Source organism: Microbacterium sp. K36 (assembly GCF_004794355.1).
Taxonomy (GTDB): Bacteria; Actinomycetota; Actinomycetes; order Actinomycetales; family Microbacteriaceae; genus Microbacterium; species Microbacterium paraoxydans_D.
In genome coordinates this window covers 36,985-62,843 of the sequence record NZ_SSDN01000099.1, presented here as the reverse complement: position 1 = coordinate 62,843, position 25,859 = coordinate 36,985, and the positions used below count along the sequence as shown (strand labels likewise).

Annotated in this window: 22 protein-coding genes and 1 tRNA gene; 5 read left to right on the top strand and 18 right to left on the bottom strand. The window is 70.0% G+C overall.

Annotation, left to right across the window (positions count from 1 at the left end; genetic code table 11):
• Window positions 1-72: 72 nt before the first annotated feature.
• Window positions 73-861 carry a peptidoglycan recognition protein family protein gene (locus tag DW296_RS16545; protein WP_168429045.1) on the bottom strand — a complete coding sequence of 263 codons (789 nt, stop codon included), beginning with the start codon at window positions 859-861 and terminating at the stop codon, window positions 73-75.
• Window positions 858-1,241, bottom strand: a complete 384-nt coding sequence (locus tag DW296_RS16540) for a hypothetical protein (protein ID WP_168429044.1) — start codon at window positions 1,239-1,241, stop codon at window positions 858-860. Before DW296_RS16540 ends, DW296_RS16545 begins: the two co-directional genes overlap by 4 nt.
• 206 nt (window positions 1,242-1,447) lie before the next feature.
• Here DW296_RS16540 and DW296_RS14560 point away from each other — a divergent pair, with 206 nt between their 5' ends.
• Window positions 1,448-2,092, top strand: a complete 645-nt coding sequence (locus tag DW296_RS14560) for a hypothetical protein (RefSeq protein ID WP_136052787.1) — start codon at window positions 1,448-1,450, stop codon at window positions 2,090-2,092.
• 9 nt (window positions 2,093-2,101) lie between these two features.
• On the opposite strand, the gene DW296_RS14555 is transcribed toward DW296_RS14560, so the two are convergent.
• Window positions 2,102-2,659 (bottom strand): GNAT family N-acetyltransferase, encoded by a 558-nt coding sequence (locus DW296_RS14555; protein WP_240743100.1) that lies wholly within the window; start codon window positions 2,657-2,659, stop codon window positions 2,102-2,104.
• A 47-nt stretch (window positions 2,660-2,706) separates the two neighbouring features.
• The gene (locus tag DW296_RS14550; protein ID WP_136052786.1) at window positions 2,707-3,075 is read right to left on the bottom strand and encodes a VOC family protein; all 369 of its coding nucleotides are present in this window, start codon (window positions 3,073-3,075) and stop codon (window positions 2,707-2,709) included.
• Window positions 3,076-3,129: 54 nt separating this feature from the next.
• Here DW296_RS14550 and DW296_RS14545 point away from each other — a divergent pair, with 54 nt between their 5' ends.
• Window positions 3,130-4,455 (top strand): MFS transporter, encoded by a 1,326-nt coding sequence (locus DW296_RS14545; protein WP_136052785.1) that lies wholly within the window; start codon window positions 3,130-3,132, stop codon window positions 4,453-4,455.
• 18 nt (window positions 4,456-4,473) lie between these two features.
• Window positions 4,474-5,655, top strand: a complete 1,182-nt coding sequence (locus DW296_RS14540; RefSeq protein ID WP_136052784.1) for a DUF4232 domain-containing protein — start codon at window positions 4,474-4,476, stop codon at window positions 5,653-5,655.
• Window positions 5,656-5,670: 15 nt separating this feature from the next.
• On the opposite strand, the gene DW296_RS14535 is transcribed toward DW296_RS14540, so the two are convergent.
• From DW296_RS14535 to polA, 7 genes are read right to left on the bottom strand one after another with little or no spacing between them, the layout of a single operon-like run.
• Window positions 5,671-6,483: an arginase family protein gene (locus DW296_RS14535; protein WP_136052783.1), complete on the bottom strand. Its 813-nt coding sequence runs from the start codon at window positions 6,481-6,483 to the stop codon at window positions 5,671-5,673.
• Window positions 6,484-6,537: 54 nt separating this feature from the next.
• Window positions 6,538-7,284: a formylglycine-generating enzyme family protein gene (locus DW296_RS14530; protein ID WP_136052782.1), complete on the bottom strand. Its 747-nt coding sequence runs from the start codon at window positions 7,282-7,284 to the stop codon at window positions 6,538-6,540.
• Window positions 7,285-7,303: 19 nt separating this feature from the next.
• Entirely contained in the window at window positions 7,304-8,059 is a 756-nt protein-coding gene (locus DW296_RS14525; protein WP_136052781.1) for an SGNH/GDSL hydrolase family protein, read from the bottom strand.
• Window positions 8,060-8,087: 28 nt separating this feature from the next.
• Entirely contained in the window at window positions 8,088-9,440 is a 1,353-nt protein-coding gene (locus DW296_RS14520) for an MFS transporter (RefSeq protein ID WP_136052780.1), read from the bottom strand.
• 52 nt (window positions 9,441-9,492) lie between these two features.
• Window positions 9,493-10,527: an LLM class flavin-dependent oxidoreductase gene (locus DW296_RS14515; protein ID WP_136052779.1), complete on the bottom strand. Its 1,035-nt coding sequence runs from the start codon at window positions 10,525-10,527 to the stop codon at window positions 9,493-9,495.
• Window positions 10,528-10,582: 55 nt separating this feature from the next.
• The gene (locus DW296_RS14510) at window positions 10,583-12,259 is read right to left on the bottom strand and encodes a DUF885 domain-containing protein (RefSeq protein ID WP_136052778.1); all 1,677 of its coding nucleotides are present in this window, start codon (window positions 12,257-12,259) and stop codon (window positions 10,583-10,585) included.
• A 38-nt stretch (window positions 12,260-12,297) separates the two neighbouring features.
• On the bottom strand, window positions 12,298-14,931 hold the full coding sequence (polA, locus tag DW296_RS14505; protein WP_205808012.1) for a DNA polymerase I: 2,634 nt from the start codon (window positions 14,929-14,931) through the stop codon (window positions 12,298-12,300).
• A gap of 45 nt (window positions 14,932-14,976) precedes the next feature.
• Here polA and DW296_RS14500 point away from each other — a divergent pair, with 45 nt between their 5' ends.
• Window positions 14,977-15,405: a hotdog fold thioesterase gene (locus DW296_RS14500; protein ID WP_136052777.1), complete on the top strand. Its 429-nt coding sequence runs from the start codon at window positions 14,977-14,979 to the stop codon at window positions 15,403-15,405.
• Here the strand turns inward: DW296_RS14500 and DW296_RS14495 are convergent.
• Both DW296_RS14495 and DW296_RS14490 read right to left on the bottom strand, forming a co-directional pair.
• Window positions 15,380-15,943, bottom strand: a complete 564-nt coding sequence (locus DW296_RS14495) for a GNAT family N-acetyltransferase (RefSeq protein ID WP_136052776.1) — start codon at window positions 15,941-15,943, stop codon at window positions 15,380-15,382. The genes DW296_RS14500 and DW296_RS14495 overlap by 26 nt on opposite strands.
• Window positions 15,944-15,951: 8 nt before the next feature.
• Window positions 15,952-16,569, bottom strand: a complete 618-nt coding sequence (locus DW296_RS14490; protein WP_025103469.1) for an ANTAR domain-containing response regulator — start codon at window positions 16,567-16,569, stop codon at window positions 15,952-15,954.
• A gap of 100 nt (window positions 16,570-16,669) precedes the next feature.
• Between DW296_RS14490 and DW296_RS14485 the strand changes: the two genes are divergently transcribed.
• Window positions 16,670-16,755 (top strand) — tRNA-Leu (locus DW296_RS14485).
• Window positions 16,756-16,777: 22 nt separating this feature from the next.
• On the opposite strand, the gene DW296_RS14480 is transcribed toward DW296_RS14485, so the two are convergent.
• The 5 genes from DW296_RS14480 to gltB form a co-directional block, all read right to left on the bottom strand.
• Window positions 16,778-17,488 carry an esterase/lipase family protein gene (locus DW296_RS14480; protein ID WP_136052775.1) on the bottom strand — a complete coding sequence of 237 codons (711 nt, stop codon included), beginning with the start codon at window positions 17,486-17,488 and terminating at the stop codon, window positions 16,778-16,780.
• Window positions 17,428-18,234 (bottom strand): alpha/beta fold hydrolase, encoded by an 807-nt coding sequence (locus tag DW296_RS14475; protein ID WP_136052774.1) that lies wholly within the window; start codon window positions 18,232-18,234, stop codon window positions 17,428-17,430. Before DW296_RS14475 ends, DW296_RS14480 begins: the two co-directional genes overlap by 61 nt.
• A gap of 110 nt (window positions 18,235-18,344) precedes the next feature.
• Window positions 18,345-19,793, bottom strand: a complete 1,449-nt coding sequence (gene pyk / locus DW296_RS14470) for a pyruvate kinase (protein WP_136052871.1) — start codon at window positions 19,791-19,793, stop codon at window positions 18,345-18,347.
• Window positions 19,794-19,849: 56 nt separating this feature from the next.
• Window positions 19,850-21,316, bottom strand: coding sequence for a glutamate synthase subunit beta (locus DW296_RS14465; RefSeq protein WP_060921660.1), 1,467 nt, complete (start codon window positions 21,314-21,316; stop codon window positions 19,850-19,852).
• Entirely contained in the window at window positions 21,309-25,832 is a 4,524-nt protein-coding gene (gene gltB / locus DW296_RS14460; RefSeq protein WP_136052870.1) for a glutamate synthase large subunit, read from the bottom strand. Before gltB ends, DW296_RS14465 begins: the two co-directional genes overlap by 8 nt.
• Between the last annotated feature and the right edge of the window lie 27 nt (window positions 25,833-25,859).

Below are 25,859 nucleotides of genomic sequence, written 5' to 3'. Positions count from 1 at the left end.
CTTGGGGAAAGCCGGAGTCGGACGCCGGATTCGAGTCGGTACTTCAACGACAACTAGCCCGCTCTCCTGCCGTCACCGCGACTCCTTCCGGATCTCCCGTGCTCGGGCCACGATGTCATCCACTCGCGCTTGGAGGAACGGACCGGGACACTCCGTTCCCGACCACGTCTCCTGGTGGGTGATGACGTGCTCTCTGTCGATCCGGAAGCGCACCGGAACGCCGTCCAGGGTCCGGCCGTCGAAGCCTGCGAGCCACGCGATCATCTGCGCGATCTCCTCCACCTGCGCGGTGGTCACCGTGTACTCCGGGGCTCCGGTGAAATCCAGCGTCTCCACCGCGATCGACCGCCAGTTCCAGTCCGCTCCGGTGGACGACAGTTTCGCTCCCGGACGGATGGTCTCGATGACCGAGCCGTCGTGTCGCAGATAGAAGGTGGGAGCCGATGATCTCCTGTTGCAGCGGGAGAAGAAGTCCAACTGGTCCGTCGTCGTGCCGGTGTGGTGGATGATGAAGCGGTCGATGACCGGGCTCACGGTTCGGCGATCGCTTCCCGCGATGCTCCGGTCAGCGCGCACCGTCGGATGGGCGCAGTCCTCGAAGCCGAGCGGTACCTCGAGACCGGTGACCGCGCGGTCGTAGACCGGCTCGTACTCTGGCAGTCCTCGGGGATTGTCCGGGCTGCGTCCGGTGTCGTCCGCCTCTCCCCCGGAGTTCGCGGAGAGCCAGATGCCGACGCCGGTCACCGCGACTCCGGCTCCGGCAGCGATGAGGAATCCCCGCCGCGTGTGCGTCGGCACGTGCTCATCGGCGTCCCGTGCTCCCGGGTCCTCCGGCTGCTGATCCTCCCCGCGTGTGCTCACGCGGCCGGGCCGTTGTTGGGCGGCTCTCGGAGATCCCCCTGCCGACGTCGTCCTGGCCAGACGAAATGCGCGACCGAGAAGGCGAGGACCGACCACGAGATGACGAACGCCCACCACGGGAGTGCCGCTCCCCCGCTTCCGCCCGCCAGCACGACCGACACGATGCAGGCGCCAAGTCCTACGACGACCCCGAGGACGGTGATCTCGCCGTGGGCGAGCCACCGCGCGCGCAGCGTCGAGACGAGGCGAAGAGGCAGGCCGATCACCAAGGCGGTGACGATGGACACGACGGACAGGACGACGGCGATGATGCTCGCCGCGATGAAGGACGTCACCCCGTCGTACTCGTCCGCAGCACCGAGTGCGAGGAAGAAAGCCACGATGAACAGGAAAAAGCCACCGACGAAGAACTGGCTGAGGATGAGGGAGGCGGTCGATTCATCCGCTCCCCGAAAGCCCCCGCGTTTCCGCAGATCTGCAGGGACACGGTGAGGCGAGGTCATATCGCGATCCTACGAGGTGCGGCTTCCCGGCGGGGTGCTCCCTGCGGGCTGCTCGGACAACCGACGACGACTAGGGTGATTGCGTGAGCGATGGGGCCGAGAACGCAGCTGCTGTCAGTCGAGCGCGTCGGCTCACATGGGTCACCGGCGGAGTCCTGCTCCTCCTCTCGGTCGTCATCTGGTTCACAGCCCGCGGGGAGCTCGCCGGCTTTGCTATCGCGAAGGATGCCGTGTTCGCATCGGCGGCCGTTCTGTTCGTGGTCGGTGTCGGTCGCGCGGGTAGCGTCACTGATCGGCGGCCGGTGAGCGCCGTCGCGACCCTCGCGCTGGCTGTCGCGCCGTTCACCCAGTCTCTCTGGTTCGGCCTCGTCCCGGAGTCGCCCGGCGACCCCAACGCGCGCGAAGACGCCTGGGTGCTTGCTGCCGCGCTGTACTACGGGAGTCTGGCCACGTTGGCGATCATCGCCGCTGTCGGAATCGGACGCGCGGGGGTCCTCCCGTCGCCCTGGCGCTGGGCCCCGCTGTGGGTCGTCTTCTGGACGCCCCTCGCGTTCGTCGTCGGCATCACCGTTTCCTCATCGGCGCCCTTGGGCACAACGACATCGAGGATCGCCGGTCATCTCGTCCTGGACGGGCCCGCAATCGGCACCGTCGTCCTCGGCATCGTCGCCCTCGTCCTGGGCATCCGCGAGCAACGTCTGCGCGTCGCGCCGGTCACCATCACCTGAAGACCGCGCTCATCCTCCCGCACCGGGCCAGTTGTGCACACCCGCGCAGTGCGTCCTGACGGTCAGGATGTTCCGACCGTGGACGGAGGACGGGCGTTCCCACCCGGACTCGACGAAGCCGAGCTTCTCGAGCACTCGCCGGGATGGGAGGTTCCATTCCCAGACGCCGGCCCAAACGCGGTCGAGGCCCGCCCCGTCTGCCCAGACCAGGACGGCCTGGGCAGCTTCGGTGGCATACCCCCGGTTGTGCTCGGTGTGCAGCAGCTCGAACGCGAGCTCCGGTTCGGCGCCCACCCCCTCGCCGCCGTAGACGAGACCGCAGTAGCCGATCGGATCCCCGGTGTCGATGCGTTCCACGGTGAGCAGCGACGACTCCTCGGCATCGCGGATATGCGCTCGGATGTCGTCCACGTCGGGACGACCGTCCAGGTCGAGCCGCCGGTGCGCGGGGACTCGTTCGTCGCGTTCGGTCCACAGGTGCCGGAACACGGGCGCGTCCTCGATCGCCTGCCTGCGCATGCGGAGGCGCGACGTCTCCATCTCCGGGATGCGGGGCAGGTGACTCATCCTCGCAGTCTGGCACTCCTCTGCCCCCGCGCTGTTTTCTGCAACACCTAGTGGGAGGACCAGACGCCGAGCTCGTTGCCGCTCGGGTCGGCGAAGTGAAGGCGCCGGCCGCCGGGGAATGCATACGGGTCCTGCAGGATCCGGCCGCCTGCGTTCTGGATCGCCTCCCTCGTCGCATCGAGATCGTCGGAGTAGAGCAGCACAAGCGGACCGCCGACGGGTCGCGGCGCGTCCGCGAGCAGGAGTCCGCCGACCTCGATCCCGTCTCCACGGGGCGAGAGGATGCCCGCATAGCCGGGCCCGTAGTCCTGGAAGCTCCACCCGAAGGCGGTGGTGAAGAAGCGTTTCGCCGCGTCGAGGTCCGTGACGACGAGCTCGACGTAGTCGAGGGCATGGTGCTGCGAGGAGGCTGTCATGCGGGCACTCTAGCCACGGCGTCGGACATCGTCGGTCAGGAGTAGCGTGGAAGGGTGCCTCAGGTCTCCCACTCCCCCGTCTCCACGCCGGGGTGGCGGGCCTGGGCGATCTGGTCCGTCGGCGTCGCGGCCTACGTGCTCGCCATCACCAACCGCACGTCTCTGGGTGCCGTCGGCGTCGAGGCCGCCGACCGCTTCCAGGCGGACGCCTCCACGCTCGCGCTGTTCGCGGTCGTGCAGCTCGCCGTCTACGGCGGGATGCAGATCCCGGTGGGGGTCCTCCTCGATCGCTACGGATCCCGTCCGATCATCACGGCGGGGATGCTGCTCATGGCGGCCGGACAGCTCACCATGGCCCTCTCCCCCAGCATCGGCATCGCGATCGTCGCGCGTGTCCTCCTCGGAGCCGGCGACGCCGCCGTGTTCCCCGCCGTGCTGCGCCTGGTGGCCACATGGTTCCCCGCGCAGCGCGGCCCCGTCATGGTCCAGTTCACCGGGATCATCGGGCAGGCGGGGCAGCTGATCGCGCTGGTGCCGGTCGCCGCCCTGCTGCACGCCACCACCTGGTCGATCACGTTCGGCAGCATCGCCGGTCTTGGCCTGCTCTTCACGATCCTCGTGTGGCTCATCGTGCGCAACAACCCCGCGGAGGGCGGCCCCGACGTGTCGGTGAACACGGACACCGGAGTCGTGCGTGTCGTGACGTCGGCGATCGACACGGGGGTCGGCATCCGGGCGGCGTGGGCACATCCCGGCACGCGGCTCGCGTTCTGGTCGCACTTCACCACCCCGTTCGCCGGCACGGTGTTCGTGCTGCTGTGGGGCATGCCGTTCCTCACGGCCGGGGAGGGCCTGACCACCGCCCACGCGGCGGGGATCATCTCGATCTACGTGGTCGCGGGCATGATCCTCGGCCCGATCATCGGCGATCTCTCCCGTCGCCTCCCGAACCACCGCTCGCTCGCCCTCGTCCTCCCCGCGGTCGGCGTGCAGATGGCCGCCTGGATCGCGGTCATCGCCCTCCCCGGCCCTGCCCCGGACTGGCTGCTCTGGGTCCTGGCGGTCGCTCTGGCGACCGGGGGCCCCGCGTCGATGATCGCCTTCGACCACGCCCGCACGCACAACCCCGTGCATCGCCTCAGCACGGCGACCGGCGTGACGAACGCGGGCGGCTTCATCGCGGCCCTGATCGCCGTGTTCGTGATCGGTCTCCTCCTCGATGCCCAGGGTGCCGGCACCCCGGACACCTACACGCTCGACGCGTTCCGTGTCGCGTTCCTCACCCTGATCCCGCTCTGGATCCTCGGAGTCGTGTTCATCCTCATCGAACGCAAGCGGACGCGGATCCGCATGGGGCTGGATCCCGAGCGGCGTCGCTGAGCGCCCATAGGATGAGGCATGGCCTCCGCTCCCCCGTCGACCGCCGCCGTCTCGAGCGCCCGAGACGGTCGCACGAGGCCGCCGCTGACGGCGGCACTGCTCGCCGGGCTGCTCCTCGGCGCACTGTGGATCGTCTCCGGTGCCATCGCCCGACTGACCGGCTCCGACATCGTGCTGACGCGGTTGCTGAGCTTCGTGGGTATCGGTCCGCTGCAGAGTCATGCCTGGCTTCTCCCCGGCGCGTGGGGCGTCCTCGTGCTGGCGATGACGGCCGCCGTCCTGTGCAGCGTCGCCTGGATCGTGGGACGCCGTGCGCAGGGTGTCGGCCGGGCCCACGCGTTCCTCGTGCTCTGGTTCGGTGCCGTCCTCGCCGGAACAGTCGTCGGGCTGTGCGACGACGTCACCCGGGTGCTGTCCTTCCTGCCTCTCTCGGGCCTGCATGGTCTCACGGCTGCGGTCGTCGAGTCCGCGCCGGTCACCGCCTACTGGGGACTCGCCTGGGGATGGATCCCCGCCTGGGCCTTCTCGCGCAGAGCCGGCGAGGAACCTGCGCGGCGATGGTCTCCGCGCCTCCTCGGTGTCGCCCTCGCGAGCATGGTCGCTCTCGTCGTCATCGGGAGCCTGGCCGATGCCGCGTGGCAGCGCCAGATCGTCGAGGAGAACGCCGCGCTGCAGGGCACCACCGACGAGTCCGGAGCCTTCGTCGATCCGGCGGCAGTGGGCGACCCTGTGCCGGACCGCGCCCCGGGGGCCTCGACACCCCAGCTTCCCGCGGGCGCCTGCACCCCCGACCGAGCCACACTGCTGCTCGGAACCGCCGACGGGGCCACGGGGCACCGCGCCCAGAGCATCCGGCTGATGAACGTCGGTGAGGAGCCCTGCGTGGTCGAGGGGTATCCCGACATCGCCTTCGCCGACCAGAACGGCCATGCGCTCGACGTCGAGGTGCGGCCCGGTTCGTCCTTCCTGGCCACCGACCCCGGCTCCGCGCCCGTCACCGTACCGCCCCAGGGCGAGGCGACCGCGGTGATCGGATGGGACGCCCACGCGACGGACGGCGCCCTCGTGGCGCGTGCGCTGCACGCCGCCGTGCTCCCCGGGTACGACCGCGGCTCGTGGCCGGTCGAGCTCGACATCGTCTCGGGCTCCGAGGTCGAGATCACCGCCTGGCACCTCGGCGCCGCACCCGCCGCGCCGTGACGACACTCCGCGCCGTCAGCGCAGCAGGTGCTGCACGGTCTCCACGATCAACTCGACGCTGACGCGCTCCGGCACCTCCGCGTCGCCCGCCTCGAACTCGGCGAGCTCCACGCCGCGGACGTCGGCGGCCGGGATCGCGGCGAACAGCGCGGCCACCTGGTGCGGCAGCAGACCGTCGCCGACGCGATAGGCCGCGGGGATGTAGCCCGGCTCGAGCACATCCCAGTCGACGTGGATCCATACCGGTCGCCCGTCGATGAGAGCGCTCAGCCTCTCCGGCGTGCTCTCCGCGGGGCTGAGGACGGTCACTCCTGCGCCGGCGAGGAGCTCTCCCTCGGCGGGGTCGATGTCGCGGCCGCCGACGACGATGACCTGCCGCGGGTCGAGGCCCGCCCCGTGGCCGCTGTCCCACAGCCCGCAGGCGGCGGCGAGGACCATACCGCCGAGGTAGCCGGAGTCGGTCGTGTCCGGCGTGTTGAAGTCGCCGTGCGCATCGATCCACAGCACCACCGCGTCGGGGTGGTGCTCGGCAACGCTCGGCAGCGTTCCGAGGCTCGCCGCACACGTGTTCGTCACGAGGAGCGGCGTCGTCTCCCCCGCGATCGCCTCCTCCACCGCGGCACGGAGGCCCGCGAGCGTGTCCGAAGCCTCGGGCAGCGCGACCGACCAGTCGTCGAGCCGGCCGGGCTCCGGAGTGCCGACCACGACGGGGTCCCGCCGCAGAAGCGAGGACAGCGCGTCGGCGACACGACGCGCCCCGAGGAGGGCTCCATCCGTGCGGTCGGCGACGCGACCCTGGTTGAGGATGAGCGCGAAGGGCCTGGTCATCCGTTCAGTCTCCCACCCGGCGCAGACCACGGCCAAAACCGCCGCGAGCCCACGCTAACGCCGGCGCGGGGTCCATCCCGACGGCACCCCGCCGTCGACGAAGGCGCGGTCCCGATCCGCGGCGGCCGACCAGCCCTGCGCCTCATCCTCGGTGTCGAAGGCACCCCGAGCCACGCGGAAGCCGACGTCCTCGTGGTGCATGCGCGGCGCTCCCCCGCGGCGGACCGAGGCGCGCACGCTCCAGGCATCGTCGGCGAACCCGCCGCCGCGGAAGACCCGGTAGTCGTCATACCGCGCGGGGTCGAGCAGATCCCAGCACCATTCCCACACGTTCCCGAGCGTGTCGAAGAGCCCATGCAGGTTCGGGAGCTTCCCGCCCACGTCCTGCGGCGTTCCCACGCCGTCGGCCGCCGTCCAGGCGGCCTCGGCAAGCAGGGCGTAGTGCGGCCCGGTGGAGCCGGCTCGGCAGGCGTACTCCCACTCGGCCTCGGTCGGAAGGCGGTAGCCGTCCGCCGTGGTGTCCCAGGCCACGTCCTCGCCCTCGAAGTGGTACACGGGATCGAGGCCCTCCCACTCCGAGGCGGCGTTGCAGAAGTGGATGGCCCGCAGCCAGCTCACGTCGGCGACCGGGCGACGAGGATGCCGTGACGGGGTGCCCAGGACCTCGGTGACCTGCTCTTCGGTCACCGGGAAGACACCGAGGGCGAAGGGTTCGAGCTCGACGGTGCGGCGCGTGCGGCGCCGGGCGTCGTGCAGCGTGACCGACCCGGCGGGAAGACGGACCAGTTCGATGTCGCTCATGCGCGGCGCACGACGACGCTCACGCCGGAGTCCGCTCGACCCAGGTCGGATACTTCGCTGCCCGGCCGTCTCCCGACGAGGTCCTCGTCACGCGTCGACGCACCCAGGGCCCGACGAACTCCCGGTAGTAGGCCAGGCCCGCCGGCCCCGCGGCCCAGCGGTCCAACGGCGCCCACCAGGCCGACGGCGGCTCGAAGCCGAGCCCGTGCAGCACGCGGGCCGCGACGCGATGGTGCCCGGCCGCGTTCATGTGGAGCCGGTCCTCCGACCAGTAGGCGGGCTGCGACAGCTCCTTGTCCGGCCAGTTGAGGGCGCGGATGACGTCCGGGCGGTCCTCGATGCGCCGCAGGACCGCTTCGGAGAGCAGGTCGCCCCGGCGCTGCACGAGAGAGCCCATCGGGAGCTGCCCGCTGGGGTTGGCGCCGGAGAGCAGGATCATCGTCACCCCCTCTTCGTCGCACCGTCGCAGGACCCGGCTGAACGCATCGGCGATGTGCTCCACGTCGGTCCGCGGCCGCAGCATGTCGTTGCCGCCACCGTTGAACGACAGGTGCGTGGGACGCAGGGCCAGGGCTGGTTCGAGCTGCTCCTCGACGATCGGCCAGGCCAGCTTCCCGCGGATCGCCAGGTTCGCGTACTGGATGGCATGCCCCGCGGCATCCGCCCATCCCTGCGCGGCGATGTCGGCCCAGCCGCGCTCGCGCCCATCGGGGAGCACATCGCCCACGCCTTCGGTGAAGGAGTCGCCTATCGCGACGAAACGTACATCAGCCACGCGCCCAGCCTATTCCCGGTCCCGGACGTCACCGGTCGTCCAGCGCCGCTCCGCTCCGGTCGACCAGACCCCACGCCGCCGCCGCCGCGAGGAGGAAGCAGGCCGCGAACACGATGAACAGCAGAGGAGCGCCACCGGCGCCGAGGAGGACGGGAACGGCGAGGGGCGCCACGATGGAGGCGATGCGGCCCACCCCGGCGGCCCAACCCGCCCCGGTGCCGCGCAGCGAGGTCGGGTAGATCTCGGGAGTCACCGCGTACAGCGCGCCCCACGCGCCGAGGGTGAAGAACGACAGGGCCATGCCGGCGCCGATGATCATCGGCACGGTCGTGGCGGTGCCGAAGACGACGGCCGATGCGGTCGCCCCCAGCAGGAAGACCGACAGCGTGATGCGGCGTCCCCACACCTCGATGAGCCAGGCCGCCACGGCATAGCCCGGGAGCTGCGCGAGCGTGATGATGAGGGTGAACCCGAACGACCGGACGAGGTCGAATCCGGCGTCGACGAGGATGCTGGGGATCCAGATGAAGGCCCCGTAGTAGGCGAAGTTGACGCCGAGCCACACGAGCCAGAGGCACGCCGTCCGCACGCGGAACTCCGGGCTCCAGAGGGTCGTGAGCCGGGCCCGTGCCGTCTTCGCGATCGCCCGCGACGCCGGTTCCTTCCGGAGGGGCGGCGTGTACTCGACTCCCGCATCGGCCTCGAACGACGCCACGATGCGATCGGCTTCCGCGATGCGTCCGCGGGACGCGAGCCAGCGCGGCGACTCCGGCAGGCCCCAGCGCACGACGAGCGCGTAGACCGCCGGGATGGCGCCGAGCGCGAAGGCCCATCGCCAGCCTGCCTCGGAGGCGGGGATCACGAAGTATCCGATCAGGGCCGATGCCGTCCAGCCGACGGCCCAGAACGCTTCCAGGATGACGATCAGCCGCCCGCGGATGCGCGCGGGGGCGAACTCGCTCACGTAGGTCGAGGCGACCGGCAGCTCCGCGCCGAGACCGAGGCCGACGAAGAAACGCAGCACGAGCAGGGCCGCCACTGATCCGACCAGAGCACTCGCTCCGGTGGCCACACCGTAGATGAGCAGAGTGAGGGCGAACACCTGCCGGCGGCCGAAGCGGTCAGCGAGAAGACCGCCGAGGGTCGCGCCGACCGCCATGCCGACGAAGCCGAGCGAGGCGATCCAGCCGGCCTCCCCCTTCGTGAGATCCCACTGCTGTGAGAGCGCCGCGATGATGAAGGAGATGAGTCCGACGTCCATCGCGTCGAGCGCCCAGCCGACGCCGGAGCCCGTGAGCAGGCGCAGGTGTCGGCGGGTGAACGGGAGGACGTCGAGGCGCTCGGCGAGCGAGGTGCGGCTCGGCAGGGCGGTATCGGCCATGATTCTCATCGTAGGGCCGTCCCGTCCCGCCGAGCCGCGAGATGACGCCGGCTCAGTCGCGGTCGGCGAGGAGCTTCCGCACCCGAGGGATCACCTCGGTGCCGTACAGCTCGATGCTGCGCATCATCGACTCGTGCGAGAGGGTTCCCGTCGCGTACTTGAGGTCGAAGCGGCCGAGCCCGAGGGTCGTGATCGTGTCGGCAATCTTCGCCGCCACACGCTCGGGCGAGCCGGCGTAGAGGGAGCCCTCCGGGCCGATGTCGTTCTGGAACCGCGCGCGGCTGTACGGCGGCCAGCCGCGCTCCCGACCGATGGTGTTGTGCATCGCCTCGAAGCCCGGGTAGGCCTCGTTCCACGCCTCCGCGTCGGTGGGCGCGATGTGCCCGGGCGAGTGCACGGCCACCGGGTGAGCGGTCGTGCCGAAGGAGGCAACCGAGCGGTGGTAGAGGTCGACGAACGGCTTGAATCGCCCGGCCGGCCCGCCGATGATCGCCAGCATGAGGCCGAGGCCGTGGCGGGCGACGCGGACCACCGACTCAGGGCTGCCGCCGACGCCGACCCACGTGCGCAGACCCTTCTCGGTCTTCGGGAAGACGTCCGCGTTGTCGAGCGACGGCCGCAGCGAGCCGGACCACGTCACGGGCTCTTCCTTGAGGAGCTCGACGAACAGCTCGAGCTTCTCCTCGAAGAGCCGGTCGTAGTCGCGCAGGTCGTAGCCGAACAGCGGGAAGGACTCGATGAACGAACCGCGCCCGAGCACGACCTCCGCCCGCCCTCCGGACAGGGCGTCGAGGGTCGAGAAGCGCTCGAACACGCGCACCGGATCGTCCGAGGACAGCACGGTCACGGCGGTGCCCAGCCGGATCCGCTCGGTACGGGCGGCGATCGCCGCGAGCACCATCTCCGGAGACGAGACCGCGAACTCGCGCCGATGATGCTCCCCCACGCCGAAGAAGTCCACGCCGACGGTGTCGGCCAGCTCCGCCTGCGCGACGACGTTCCGGATGGTCTGCGCACCGCTGAGCAGCTCGCCGTCCTGATCCCGCGTGATGTCGCCGAACGTGTCCAGCCCGAATTCGATGTCCATGTCACACCTTCCTATTCAGATGAATGGAACGCGCGGACTCGAGCGGGCATTCCCGTCACCGAGGCAGCAGCGCGCTCCGCAGCGTGTCCAGCCCGACACCGCCCAGATCGAGGGCGTGCTTGTGGAAGCCCTTGAAGCTGAACCCGTCGCCCTCCGCCTGCTGGACGGCGTCGCGGACCTGCTCCCAGATGCGCTGACCGACCTTGTACGACGGCGCCTGACCCGGCCAGCCGAGGTACCGGTTGACCTCGAACTGCACGAACTGGTCCGACATGTTGACGTTGCGGCGGAGGAAGTCGAGCGCGTAGTCGGCATCCCAGACGCCGTCGCCCTCGAGACGGGGCTTGCCGAGGTGCACGCCGATGTCGAGCACGACGCGCGCCGCCCGCATCCGCTGCCCGTCCAGCATGCCGAGGCGATCCGCCGGGTCATCGAGGTAACCGAGCTGCTCCATCAGCCGCTCCGCATACAGCGCCCAGCCCTCCGCGTGCCCCGACGTGCCGGCGAGCAGCCGCCGCCAGGAGTTGAGCTCGGCGCGGTTGTAGACGGCCTGGGCGATCTGCAGGTGATGTCCCGGCACACCCTCGTGGTACACGGTGGTGAGCTCGCGCCACGTGTCGAACTCGGTGACGCCCTCGGGGACCGACCACCACATGCGACCGGGGCGGGAGAAGTCGTCGGTGGGACCGGTGTAGTAGATCCCGCCCTCCTGCGTCGGCGCGATCATGCACTCCAGGGTGCGGATGGCCTCCGGGATGTCGAAGTGCGAGGCGCCGAGCTCGGCGACCGCACGATCGCTGGTCTCCTGCATCCACCGCTGGAGCGCCTCGGTGCCGACGAGCTTGCGGGCGGGGTCCGACTCCAGATGCGCGACGGCCTCTTCGACGGAGGCGCCGGGGAGGATCTCGTTCGCGATCGCCGTCTGCTCGGCGACCATGCGGGCGAGCTCTTCGCGACCCCACTCGTAGGTCTCGTCGAGGTCGATGGTGGCGCCGAGGAATCGGCGGGAGTTGAGGGCGTACAGTTCGCGCCCCACGGCGTCCGTCTCGCCCGCCTCGGGTGCGAGCTCCTCGGCAAGGAAGCGCCGCAGCTCGCCGTAGGCGACTCGGGCAGCCGCAGAGTTGTCTGCCAGCGTGCGGGCGAGCGAGGCGGGAAGCTGGCCCTCCTGCGGGTCGGCGTGCGCGACGAAGGCAGCGAAGAACCCGTCGTCGGCGATGTAGCGGTCGATCTGGGTCGCGACCTCCGCGACCTGACGGCGGGCGGGAGTGACCCCCTCGGCGATGCCCAGACGGAGCGTCTCGATGTACCCGCGCAGCGCCGCCGGCACGGCGGAGAGCCGGGTGGACACGACCTCCCAGTCCTCGACCGTCGCGGTGGGCATCAGGTCGAAGGCGGAGCGGACGTCCTGAGCGGCGGAGGCGATGACGTTCAGATCGCGCAGGTGCCACTTCGCGTCGTGCAGTTCGAGGTCGAGGCGGAGCTCGGCGCTGAGGTCGGTCTTGGTGACCTCGTCGATCGCGTCGACGGGCTCCAGCGCCGAGAGCTTGTCGAGCGTGGCCCGCGTCGCCGCGGCGATCTCCTCATGACCTTCCGGGCTCAGATCGCCGAACCGGTCGTTGACCTCGGAGCGGCCGATGTAGGTGCCGAGAGTCGGCGCCAGGACGGCGATCGTGTCGACCCATTCATCGGCGACCCTGTCGATGGCGGAGGGGGTGCGGGGTGCTGAAGTCATACCTTCCAGCCTAATCCCCGCCCCTCCGGCCACCGGGGTCAATGCGCGGCTTCGTTCCAGTCCCGACCGCGGCCCACCTGCACGTCGAGCGGCACGGAGAGCTGCGCGGCGTCACCCATCCGCGTGCGGACGATCTGCTCCACCGCATCCCACTCCCCGGCCGCGACCTCGACGACGAGTTCGTCGTGGATCTGCAGCAGCACCCGCGACTCCAGCTTCGCGGCGTGGAGGTCGTCGTGGATGTGGAACAGCGCGATCTTCATGATGTCGGCCGCGCTGCCCTGGATCGGGGCGTTGAGCGCCGCCCGCTCGGCGTTCTCCCGCAGCACGCGGTTGGGGCTCGCGAGATCGGGGAACGGCCGCCGACGCCCGAAGATCGTCTCGGTGTAGCCGACCTCCTTGGCCTTCATCACCGAGGCCCGCAGGTAGTCGCGGACCGCGCCGAACCGTGCGAAGTATTCGACCATGAGCTGCTTGGCCTCGGACTGCTCGATGCGCAGCTGCTTGGACAGCCCGAACGCGGAGAGGCCGTAGACGAGGCCGTACGACATCGCCTTGACCTTGGTGCGCATCGCCGGCGTGACCTCGGAGGGATCGACGCCGAACACGCGGGCGCCGACGAAGCGGTGCAGGTCTTCGCCGCTGTTGAAGGCCTCGATCAGCCCCTCGTCGCCCGAGAGGTGCGCCATGATGCGCATCTCGATCTGCGAGTAGTCGGCAGTGAGCAGGGTCTCGTACCCCTCGCCGACCTCGAAGGCGCTGCGGATGCGCCGCGACTCCTCGGTGCGGACGGGGATGTTCTGCAGGTTCGGGTCGGTGCTGGACAGGCGCCCGGTCTGGCTGCCCGTCTGCACGTACGTCGTGTGGACCCGGTGGTCCTCTCGGATCGCGGTGTCGAGAGACTCGATGATCTGCCGCAACTTCGTCGCCTCGCGGTGCTGCAGCAGCAGGCTCAGGAACGGGTGCGGGTGCGACTCCTGGAGGTCGGCGAGCACCGCGGCATCGGTCGAGTACCCGGTCTTCGTCTTGCGCGTCTTCGGGAGCTGCAGGTCTTCGAACAGCACCTCCTGGAGCTGCTTCGGGGACCCGAGGTTGAACTCGCGACCGACGACCGAGAACGCCTCCTGGGCCAGGGCATCCGCCCGCGTCGCGAGCTCCGCCGAGAACGTCGACAGCACCTCGTGCGACACGGCGACGCCCGCGAGCTCCATGTCGGCGAGCGTGCGGAGCGTCGGCAGCTCGATGTCGCGGAGCACCGCATCCACCGGCTCCGGCAGATCGTTCCGCAGCGCCTCGGCCACGCGGAGGATGAACCACGCCTCCTGCGACGGCGTGGCGCCCTCGGTCTCCGGCACGAGCTGCGACGGATCGGCCTCGGGGAGCTTCTCCCCCAGGTAGCGCTGGACGAGGTCGGACAGCGTCTTGTCCGGGAAGCTGGGGCGCAGCAGCCAGCCCGCGAGACTCGTGTCGTAGGCGAGCCCGCCCAGACCGATGCCGTGACGGAGCAACGCCTTCACCTGCGGCTTGGCGTCATGCAGCACCTTGGGCGCGTCGGACTCCAGCCACGTACGCAGCGCCGCGGCCGCCTCCTCCGACCAGTCGAGCTCGCGCAGCTCGCTCCCGGTGGCCACGCCGACGCGCACAGGTGCCCCGGACTGCACCACGACCCGGAGAGCGATGTCCCCGTCCTGAGCCGTAGCCCAGGTGGCCAGATCAGCGGCGGACACCTGTGCCGGCGCGGGCATCTCGACGACGGAGGCCGGGTCGTCGGCCACCTCGCCCGCACCGACGGCTTCGAAGACCCGCGGCAGCAGCGTGCGGAACTCGAGCCGGGCGAAGATGTCGCGGACGGCCTCGGCGTCGATCGGTGCGACCGCGAGGTCGGCCGGAGCGACCGGCAGCTCCACGTCGGTGAGCAGGCGGTTGAGCTTGCGGTTGCGGCGGACGTCTTCGATGTGGTCGCGGAGGTTGCCGCCGACGACACCCTTGATCTCGCCGGCGCGCTCGAGCAGCTCGTCGAGGGAGCCGAACTGCGTGAGCCACTTGACGGCCGTCTTCTCCCCCACCTTCGGCACCCCGGGGAGGTTGTCGCTGGTCTCGCCGACGAGGGCGGCGATGTCGGGGTACTGCTCGGGGCGGACGCCGTAGCGCTCCTGCACCGTCGTCGGGTCGTAGCGCTTGAGCTGCGAGACACCCTGCACGGACGGGTACAGCAGCGTGACGTCGTCGGTGACGAGCTGGATGGTGTCGCGGTCTCCGGAGACCACGAGCACGTCGTAGCCCTGGGCCGCCCCCTGGGTGGAGAGGGTGGCCAGGATGTCGTCGGCCTCGATGCCCTCCTGCGTCAGCACCGGGATCGACATGGCGGCGAGGCAGTCCTGCAGCAGCGGGATCTGGCCCTTGAACTCCTGCGGCGTCTCGGATCGGGTGGCCTTGTACTCGGGGTACTCGTCGGTGCGGAACGAGTGGCGGGAGGTGTCGAACGCGATCGCGAGGTGCGTGGGCTGCTCGGCCTTGATGAGGTTGACCAGCATGGACAGGAACCCGTAGATGGCGTTCGTGTGCTGGTTGTCCTTAGTGGTGAAGTTGTCGACCGGGAGGGCGAAGAAGGCCCGGTAGGCGAGCGAGTGGCCGTCGACGACCATGAGGGTAGGCTTTGCGGAGTCCGTCACCCTGTCAGCCTAACGAGGAGCACGGACACCCGCAGAGGAGGATGCATGAGCGAGGTCGCCACCAGCGAAGGACTCGAGTGGGCGGCCGCCCGCGGCATGGGAGCCCTGGCCGAGAAGATGGGCATGGAGTTCGTCGAGTTCGGCGTCGATCGGTGCGTGGCGACGATGCCGGTGGAGGGCAACACCCAGCCGGTCGGTCTCATGCACGGCGGCGCCTACGTCGTCCTCGGTGAATCGCTCGGCTCGATGGCGGCCAATCTGCATGCGGGAGCGGGCCGTCTGGCGGTCGGCGTCGACATCAACGCCACGCACACCCGGTCCGCCACCTCGGGCGTGGTCACCGGGGTCTGCACACCCGTTTACCTGGGCCGGAGCATCACGGTGCACGAGATCGTCGTGACCGACGATCAGGGCCGGCGCTGCTCGACCATCCGCATCACCAACATGATCAAGGACGCTCCCGCCGCGCGCTGAGCGGCTCTTCCAGCAGCAGCTGGAAGAGGACGTGGTCCTGCCACTCCCCCGCGATCCGCAGGTACTTCGGGGCGATGCCGATGCGCTCGAAGCCGTTGCCGGTGAGGACGCGCTGGGAGGCCACGTTGTGCAGCAGCGTCGACGCCTGCAGCCGGTGCAGCCGCAGCTCGTCCCGCGCGTGCTCCGCGATGAGGGCCACCGCCCGCCCCGCGAGACCGCGCCGCAGCCGGGTGGAATCGATCCAGTACCCGAGATCGGCGCTCCAGAACGCGCCGCGCACGATGGTGTTCAGATTAATCCGGCCGCGGATCTCGCCGTCGTCCGAGAGGATCACGAACCGGGAGCTCCGGCCGAGCGCGGCTTCGGCGACGCACTGCTGAGCGTTCTGCTCCTGCCACTCCTCGGTGAAGAACGCCTCGGAGCGCACGGGCTCCCAGGGGGCGAGATGCTCCCTGTTGGCCCGGTACGCGCGCGCGAGCGCGGCCCCGTCGCCGGCGCGGATCGGCCGCAGAACGTGTTCTGCGTCGAGCCGGAGCACCGGACGCCCTACTTCTTGGGAGCGAGCTGTTCGATGATCGCCTTGGCGACGTCCTGCATCGTCAGGCGACGGTCCATCGACGCCTTCTGGATCCAGCGGAACGCCTCGGGCTCGCTCAGGCCCATCTTCTCGTTGAGCAGGCCCTTGGCCCGATCGACGAGCTTGCGGGTCTCGAACCGCTCGACCATGTCGGCGACCTCGGCCTCGAGGGTGATGATCTGCTCGTGGCGGGCCAGGGCGATCTCGATCGCGGGGAGGAGATCGTTCGGGGTGAAGGGCTTCACGACGTAGGCCAGGGCTCCGGCCTCGCTCGCCCGCTCCACGAGCTCCTTCTGGCTGAACGCGGTCAGCAGCACGACAGGGGCGATGTTGCCCTTGTGGAGCTTCTCGGCAGCGCTGATGCCGTCGAGCTGGGGCATCTTCACGTCCATGATGACGAGGTCGGGACGCAGCTCGGTGGCGAGGGCCACCGCCGTCTCGCCGTCGCCGGCCTCGCCGACGACATCGAAGCCGTTGTCGCGGAGGATCTCGACGATGTCGAGACGGATCAGCGATTCGTCTTCGGCGACGACGACGCGTCGGGGTGCGGATGCCGTGGGCTGCTCAGCCTGTTCTTGCTCGGTCACCCCTCCATCCTAACGGAGAGGTCCCCGCCACCGGCTGAAGACAGCGGGCACGCGGGGAACCCTCCCTCGTCTGCGCTACAGTCGAAGTCGCGAGACACGGGCCGGCGTGGCGGAATGGCAGACGCGGAGCACTCAAAATGCTTTGTCCGAAAGGGCGTGTGGGTTCGAGTCCCACCGCCGGCACCAGCATCGCGAGCCCCTCGCCCCGTCACTCGGCGAGGGTCGCGAGTTCGGCCATCACACGGGGGTGAGCCAGGATGCGGAAGTGTCCGCCCGTCTCCAGCACGACGTTCTTGGCACCGGGCAGCTCGCTCCCCTCGGGGATGTGTGGATCGAACGCGGCGTAGACCGAGACGATGCGGGCGTTCACGTCGACATCCCGCCCCATCGCGACGATCGAGGGGTCGTCCGGCGAGAAGGCCCGCAGTACCCTTCCGGGGAGCAGCCGCGCGTAGCGGGAGCCTCCGAACGGCGTCGCGATGGCGAGCATCCCGCGGATCCGCGCTCCCTCCGAGCCGGTCATCACCAGCTTCCCCGCGAGGCCGCCCTTGCTGTGCGCGACGAGGAACACGCCGGAGAGGTCGTGCGTGCGCAGGTAATCGGCCACCTGATCGGCCTCATCGTGCACCGGGAACTGGTTGCGGCGCAGGGCATCCACGACGTGGACCGGGTGTCCCCGCTCGTGCAGCGCGACGATGAGCGGCTCCAGAAAGCGCCAGGTCTCGTAGACACCGGCGAGCACCACGATCGGGGCGCGGTCTCCGGTGGCGAAGTCGTCCGCCTGGTCGCGGCCGAAGAACGAGCGGACCTGCCAGAAACCCGCGTAAGCGTAGTCCGCAGCCCACCAGCCGAGAATCCTCAGGACGTTGATCGTGCCCTCCCCTCCCTGGGCGGCGCGGCCGACACCGCCGTCGGCCATGCTCCCGCCGTGTGGGTCAGGATCGCGGACGCCGCCGCCCGCGGTGCGGACTGCTGCGCGACATGATGATGACCGGGGATCTCCACCAGTCGCGAGACGGCCGCCGCGTCGCGCAGGCGCCGGCACCACGCTCGTCCGGCGATCGGATCGTCGGTCCCCCGGACGACGAGCACCGGCATGGTGAGAGCCGCGACCCTCTCCTCCAGGGGATACGCGAGCATGTGCCGGACCTGGCGGAGATACCACCGCACGCCGCAGCGCAGATAGTCGGTGAAGACGACGGCGTTGATCGCAGGGGTCTCACCGAACGTATCGAGGGCCAGCGCCCGGGCCTGGGCGCGGAGGGTCCGGTGGGCGTCATCGGCCACGGGACCGATCGCGACGACCGTACGGACATACTCGGGATGCCGCAGCGCCGTCTCCACGGCCCACTGCACACCCATCGAGTGCCCGACGAGCACGACCCTGTCGTCGTCGAGGCTCCCGACCACCTGAGCGAGGCCGGCCGCCATCTGCGGTATGGAGACGTCGAAACGCGGCTTCGGCAGGCCGCCGAAGCCCGGGAGGTCGACGGAGACCACCCGGGTCGTGTCGGCGAGCACGGCGTGCAGCCGCGACAGATACCGGTGCGACATCCCGATCCCGTGCACGAGGACCACGGTCGGAGCGGTGCTGCCGGCGGGCCGCGGACTCTCCAGGATGCGGAACGTCAGCCCGGAGGTGTTGAGGAGACGACGGAGGACCATGGCAGCACGCTAACCGAGGCCGCCGTCACGGCCGAGAGGCTTGACGCCCCGGTCTGGAGATGACAGAGAGGGGCGAGGCCGAAGCCCCGCCCCTCTCGGAAAGCTCTGCGTCAGACGCCGGCCTTGTAGATCGGCGCGGCGCCGCGGAGCGCATCGCCGACCTTGTGCACGCGCAGGTCGTTCGTCGATCCGATGATCCCGGGAGGGGAACCGGAGATGACGACGACCTTGTCTCCCTCGACGGCGAGGCCGTTCTCGAGGAGGTACTCGTCCACCTGGTGGTACATGAGGTCGGTGTGCTGCACCATGTCGACGAGCGTGGAGCGCAGGCCCCAGGTGAGCGCCATACGGCGCCGGATGCCGGGCTCCGGCGTGAAGGCCAGCATCGGGATGCGGGAGCGCAGACGGGACAGGCGGCGCGCCGAGTCGCCCGACTGCGTGAAGACGCAGAGGAACTTGGCGTCGACGAACTCCGCGACCTCGAGGGCTGCGAGCGTGATGGCACCGCCCTGCGTGCGCGGCTTCGTGGTGAGCGGCAGGATGCGCTCCAGGCCGTGCTCCTCCGTCGACTCGATGATCCGGGCCATCGTCTCGACGACGACGACCGGGTAGTCGCCCACGCTGGTCTCGCCGGAGAGCATGACCGCGTCGGCGCCGTCGAGGACGGCGTTGGCGACGTCGGAGGTCTCGGCGCGGGTCGGCACCGGGCTGTTGATCATCGACTCGAGCATCTGCGTCGCCACGATCACGGGCTTCGCGTTGCGACGGGCCAGCTCGACGGCGCGCTTCTGCACGATCGGGACGGCTTCGAGGGGCAGCTCCACGCCGAGGTCGCCACGGGCGACCATGATGCCGTCGAACGCGTCGACGATCTCCTCGAGCGCGTCCACGGCCTGCGGCTTCTCGATCTTGGCGATGACCGGGACGCGGACGCCCTCCTCCGCCATGATCTCGTGCACGCGGGTCACGTCCGAGGCGTTGCGCACGAACGAGAGCGCGATGAGGTCGGCGCCCGTCCGGAGCCCCCAGCGGAGGTCATCCTCGTCCTTCTCGCTGAGCGCAGGGACGTTCACGGCGACGCCGGGCAGGTTGATGCCCTTGTTGTTCGAGACGGCACCGGCGACGACGACGCGCGTGGTGACGGTGACGCCGTCGGTCTCGACGACCTCGACACGGACCTTGCCGTCGTCGATCAGCAGGAAGTCCCCGGGCTTGACGTCCTGGGGAAGGCCCTTGAACGTGGTGCCGCAGATCTCCTTGTTGCCGATGATGTCCTCGGTGGTGATCTTGAAGATGTCGCCCTTGGCGAGCTCGTACGGTCCGTCCTCGAACCGGCCGAGACGGATCTTCGGCCCCTGGAGGTCGACGAGGATGGCGACGGCACGACCGGAGTCCTCCGCCGCGCGGCGCACGTTCGCGTAGTTGTTCTCGTGCACGGAGTAGTCACCGTGGCTGAGGTTCAGTCGGGCGACGTCCACACCCGCATCGATCAGTGCGCGCACCGTCTCATACGTGGAAGTGGCGGGGCCCAGGGTGGCGACGATTTTCGCGCGTCTCAACATGTCTCCAGGGTAGAAGTGGGGGATTACAAACAGGCGACACTGCCGGCCTCAGCCTACGCGGGCTGGAGGCCGATCGCGACATCGCTCGGGCGCACGGGCTCCGGCAGCACGGTGGTGCCCATGAGGAAGCGGTCGACGTTCGCCGCCGCCGCCCGGCCCTCCGCGATCGCCCAGACGATGAGCGACTGCCCGCGTCCCGCGTCGCCGGCGACGAACACGCCGGGGATCGACGACTCGTAGCTCGCGGCACGACGGAAGGCGCCGCGCTCGGTCACCTCCGGCCGGGTGTCCTCGGTGTAGCCGTCCTGCTCCGGTCCGGTGAAGCCCATCGCGATGAGCACCAGGTCGGCCGGGATCTCCCGCTCCGTGCCGCTCTTGGGCACGCGGCGACCGTCGATGTACTCGGTCTCGGCCACGCGCAGCGCGCGGACCTCGCCGACCTCGTTCGACAGGAACTCCACGGTCGAGGCGAGGAAGACCCGCTCCCCGCCCTCCTCGTGCGCCGAGGCCACCTCGAAGATCGTCGGCATCATCGGCCACGGCTGGTGATCCGGGCGCGTCTCGCTCGGCTGCTTGCCGATGGCGAGGTTGGTGACGCTGAGCGCTCCCTGGCGGTGCGCGGTGCCGATGCAGTCGGCGCCCGTGTCGCCACCGCCGATGACGATGACGTGCTTGCCCTCGGCGGTGATCTGGTCCGGGACGGTGTCGCCGGCGACCGCGTGGTTCGACTCGACGAGGTACTCCATCGCAAAGTGCACGCCGTCGAGGTCGCGACCAGGGATCGGCAGGTCGCGCGGGACCGTGGCGCCGGTGGCGATCACGACCGCGTCGTACCGGGCGCGCAGGTCGGCCCACGAGATGTCCTTGCCGATCTCGACGCCGGCACGGAACCGCGTGCCCTCCTCCTGCATCTGGCGCAGGCGCGCTTCGAGCTGGCTCTTCTCCATCTTGAAGTCCGGGATGCCGTAGCGCAGCAGGCCGCCGATGCGGTCGTCGCGCTCGAAGACGGCGACGGTGTGCCCCGCGCGCGTGAGCTGCTGGGCGGCCGCGAGACCGGCGGGGCCCGAGCCCACGACGGCCACGGTCTTGCCCGTGAGGCGCTCCGGCGGCTCCGGCTCGACCCAGCCCTTGGCGAAGGCCTCGTCGATGATCGAGACCTCGATCTGCTTGATCGTCACGGCCGGCTGGTTGATGCCGAGGACGCACGAGCTCTCGCACGGCGCCGGGCAGAGGCGTCCCGTGAACTCCGGGAAGTTGTTCGTCGCGTGCAGACGCTCGATCGCCGCGCGCCCCTCCCCGCGCCAGGTGAGATCGTTCCACTCGGGGATGAGGTTGCCCAGCGGGCACCCGGAGTGGCAGAACGGCACGCCGCAGTCCATGCACCGGCCGGCCTGGCGGCGGAGCACGGCCTTGTCGCCGGGCTCGTACACCTCTTTCCAGTCCATGATGCGCACGGGCACCGGACGGCGAGCGGGAAGTTCCCGCTCGGTCACCTTCAGAAAGCCTTTGGGGTCAGCCACCGGTCACCTCCAGGATGCGGTTCCAGACGATGTCGCCGTCGGGGTCGATCCCCTCGGCCAGTGCCTCCTCGCGCATGCTGCGCACGGCGGCGAAGTCACGCGGGAGCACCTTCACGAACTCCGCAGCGCTCGCGTCGAAGTCCTCCAGCAGAGCGGCGGCGCGCGGCGATGCCGTGCGCTCCACGTGCTCCACGAGCAGCCCGCGCAGCACTTCGAGATCGGCGCGGTCCAGCGGCTCCAGCCGCAGCTCGCCGCTGCCGAGCGACTGCGCGTTGACCTTGCCGGTGTCCAGGGCGTGCACGTACGCCACTCCCCCGGACATTCCAGCACCGAAGTTGCGCCCGGTCGAACCGAGGATCACCGCGAGGCCGCCGGTCATGTACTCGAGCGCGTGGTCGCCCACGCCCTCGACCACCGCGGTCGCACCGGAGTTCCGGACGAGGAAGCGCTCGCCCACCACACCGGAGATGAACATGGTGCCGGATGTGGCGCCGTACCCGATCACGTTGCCCGCGATGACGTTCTCGTGCGGGGCGATCGCGGAGCCGCGCGGCGGCCGGATCGTGATGTCGCCGCCCGAGAGACCCTTGCCGACGTAGTCGTTCGCGTCGCCCTCCAGCCGGAGGATGATGCCCGGCGGCAGGAACGCGCCGAGCGATTGGCCCGCGGTGCCGGTGAGCGTGACGTCGATCGTCTCCTTCGGCAGACCGGTGGCGCCGTGGCGCGACGTCACCTGATGGCCGAGCATCGTACCGACCGCGCGCTCCGTGTTGGCGATCGGGAGCTCCGCCATGACGGGCTCCCCGTTCAGCAGCGCCGCCTTCGCGATGTCGATGAGCTGCACGTCGAAGTGCTTGTCGAGCTCGTGGTCCTGGGCGCGGCCGCTGCGACGCGGCTCGCCGGCCGGGAACGCCGGGCCCTCCAGCACCGGGCTGAGGTCGAGCCCTTCGGCCTTCCAGTGCGCGATCGCCTCGTTGGTCTCCAGCAGCTCGGTGCGGCCGACGATCTCGTCGATCGAGCGGTAGCCGAGCTCGGCGAGCAGCTCGCGCACCTCCTCCGCGATGAACTCCATGAAGTTCACGACGAACTCGGGCTTGCCGGTGAAGCGGTCGCGCAGGACCGGGTTCTGCGTGGCGACGCCCACCGGGCAGGTGTCGAGGTGGCAGACGCGCATCATGATGCAGCCGCTGACCACGAGGGGCGCGGTGGCGAAACCGAACTCCTCGGCACCGAGCAGGGCGCCGATGATGACGTCGCGCCCGGTCTTGAGCTGACCGTCGACCTGCACGACGACGCGGTCGCGCATGCCGTTGAGCATGAGCGTCTGCTGCGTCTCGGCGAGCCCGAGCTCCCACGGCGTCCCGGCGTGCTTCAGCGAGTTCAGCGGGCTGGCGCCCGTACCGCCGTCGTGACCGGACACGAGGATCACGTCGCTGAGCGCCTTGGCGACGCCGGCCGAGACCGCGCCGATGCCGGACTGGCTGACGAGCTTCGTGTGGATGCGCGCCTCGGGGTTCGCCCGCTTCAGGTCGAAGATGAGCTGCTTGAGGTCTTCGATCGAGTAGATGTCGTGGTGCGGCGGCGGCGAGATGAGGCCGACCCCCGCGGTGGCGTGGCGGGTGCGCGCGACCCAGGGGTACACCTTGGTCGGCGGGAGCTGACCGCCCTCACCGGGCTTCGCGCCCTGGGCGAGCTTGATCTGGATGTCGTCCGCCTCGGTGAGGTAGAGGCTGGTGACGCCGAACCGGCCGGAGGCCACCTGCTTGATGGCGCTGCGCCGCTCGGGGTCGACGAGGCGGTCGGGGTCCTCCCCGCCCTCCCCCGTGTTCGACTTGCCGCCGATCCGGTTCATCGCGATCGCGAGGGTCTCGTGCGCCTCCTTGGAGATGGAGCCGTAGCTCATCGCCCCCGTGGAGAAGCGCTTGACGATCGCCGAGACGGGCTCGACCTCGTCCAGCGGCACCGGCTTGCGCGTGCCGGTCCGCAGCGAGAACAGGCCGCGCAGCGTCTTCAGCTCCGCCGCCTGGTCGTCGACGAGCTTCGTGTACTCGCGGAAGATGTCGTAGCGGCGGGTCCGCGTGGAGTGCTGCAGCTTGAACACCGTCTCCGGATTGAAGAGGTGCGGAGAGCCGTCGCGACGCCACTGGTACTCGCCGCCGGTCCACAGGCGCTCGTGAGCGCGGGCTGCGGCGTCCTCCGGGTAGGCGTAGTCGTGACGGGCCTGGTTCTCGGCGAAGATCTCCTCGATCCCGATGCCACCCAGCTTCGACTCGGTGCGGGTGAAATAGGCGTCGATGAACTCCGGGCTCAGGCCCACGGCCTCGAACACCTGCGCGCCCGCGTAGGACGACACCGTGGAGATGCCCATCTTCGACATGATCTTCAGCACGCCCTTGCCGAGCGCGTAGATGAGGTTCTTTACCGCCTTCTCCGGGGAGATGCCCGTGATGTAGCCGGTCCGCACGAGGTGCTCGACCGTCTCCATGGCCAGGTAGGGGTTGATCGCCGAGGCGCCGTAGCCGATGAGGGTCGCGACGTGGTGCACCTCGCGCACGTCGCCGGCCTCGACGATCAGACCGACCTTCATCCGGTTCTCGCGCCGGATGAGGTGGTGGTGGATCGCCGACACCATGAGCAGCGACGGGATCGGGACGAGGTCCTTGTTCGAGTCGCGGTCGGACAGGATGATGAACTCCGCACCGTCCTCGATGGCCTGATCGACTTCGGCGCACATCTCGGTGAGACGCTCCGCGAGGGTGTGGGGTCCCGCGTCGAAGTGGTAGAGGCCGCGGATCGTGGCGCTCGACCGCCCGGGCAGCGCCTTGTCGATGTGCCGGATCTTCGCGAGCTCGTCGTTGTCGATGACCGGGAAGTCCAGCGACACCGTGCGGGTGTGCTCGGGACCCCAGGTCAGGAGGTTGACCTCAGGGCCCAGACCGAGCTTGAGGCTCGTGACGACCTCTTCGCGGATCGAGTCGAGCGGCGGGTTGGTCACCTGCGCGAACTGCTGCGTGAAGTAGTCGAAGAGCAGCCGAGGGCGCTTGCTGAGCACGGCGATCGGGGTGTCCGATCCCATGGCGCCCAGAGGCTCCACACCCGTCTGGCCCATCGGGGTGAGGAGGATGCGGACCTCCTCCTCGGTGTAGCCGAAGGTGCGCTGCCGCCGGGTGATCGACGCCGGCGGGTGCACGATGTGCTCGCGCTCGGGAAGGTCGGCCAGGCGGACGGAGCCCGCGTCGAGCCACTCCTGCCACGGGTGCATCGTCGCGAGGTCGTGCTTGATCTCCTCGTCTTCGACGATGCGACGCTGGGCGGTGTCGACGAGGAACATCTTGCCGGGCTGCAGCCGGCCGCGGCGCTTGATGCGCTCCGGCTCGAAGTGCAGGACGCCCGTCTCGGAACCGATGACGACGAGGCCGTCGGTGGTCTCCGTCCAGCGTCCGGGGCGCAGGCCGTTGCGGTCGAGGGTCGCGCCGACGAGCGTGCCGTCGGTGAAGATGAGGGCGGCCGGGCCGTCCCACGGCTCCATCTGGTTGGAGTGGTACTCGTAGAACGCGCGCAGCTCCGGCGAGATGTCGGCCTGCTTCTCGTAGGCCTCCGGCACCATCATCATGATCGCGTGCGGCAGGCTGCGGCCGGTGAGGGTGAGCAGCTCCAGCACCTCGTCGAACGAGGCGGAGTCGCTGGCGCCGTCGGTGCAGATGGGCAGCAGGGGCGAGATGTCGCCGAGGAGCTCGGACTCGAGCTGCGACTGGCGGGCGCGCATCCAGTTGCGGTTGCCGCCGACGGTGTTGATCTCGCCGTTGTGGGCCAGCATCCGCAGCGGCTGCGCGAGCGGCCACGACGGGAACGTGTTCGTCGAGTACCGCGAATGCACGACGGCGAGCTCGGAGGCGAAGCGCTCGTCCTGCAGATCCGGGTAGAACGGCTCGAGCTGGAGCGTGGTGACCATGCCCTTGTAGCCGAGCGTGCGGCTGGACAGGGAGACGAAATAGGCGCCGAGCTCGTGGCCCGCGCGCTTGCGCAGACGATACGCGACGCGATCGAGCGCGATGCCGGTCAGCGGCGCATCGGCCAGTGTGGCGCCCCCGGCGCTCACGAAGAGCTGCTCGAAGGCCGGACGGGCCTCGTCGGCGAGCTTGCCGAGGTTCTCGTTGGCCGTGGGGACCTCGCGCCAGCCGAGGACGCGGAGCCCCTCCGCGCGGGCGATCTTCTCGATCCCGGCCTTCTGCTGGCGGCGCTCGCTCGAATCGCGAGGCAGGAAGGCCAGCCCGGCCGCGTACTCCCCCACGGGCGGCAGTTCGAAGCCGGTGACCGCGCGGAGGAACTCGTCCGGCATCTGGGTGAGGATGCCGGCTCCGTCCCCGGTGCCCGCGTCGGACCCGATGGCCCCGCGGTGCTCCAGGTTGCGCAGGGCCTCGAGGGCCAGCGCGATGATGTCGTGCCCGGCTTCGCCGCGCAGCGTTGCGACCATGGCCAGGCCGCAGGCGTCCTTCTCGAACGCCGGGTTGTACATGCCCTGCTTCGGGGGGTATGCGCCGGA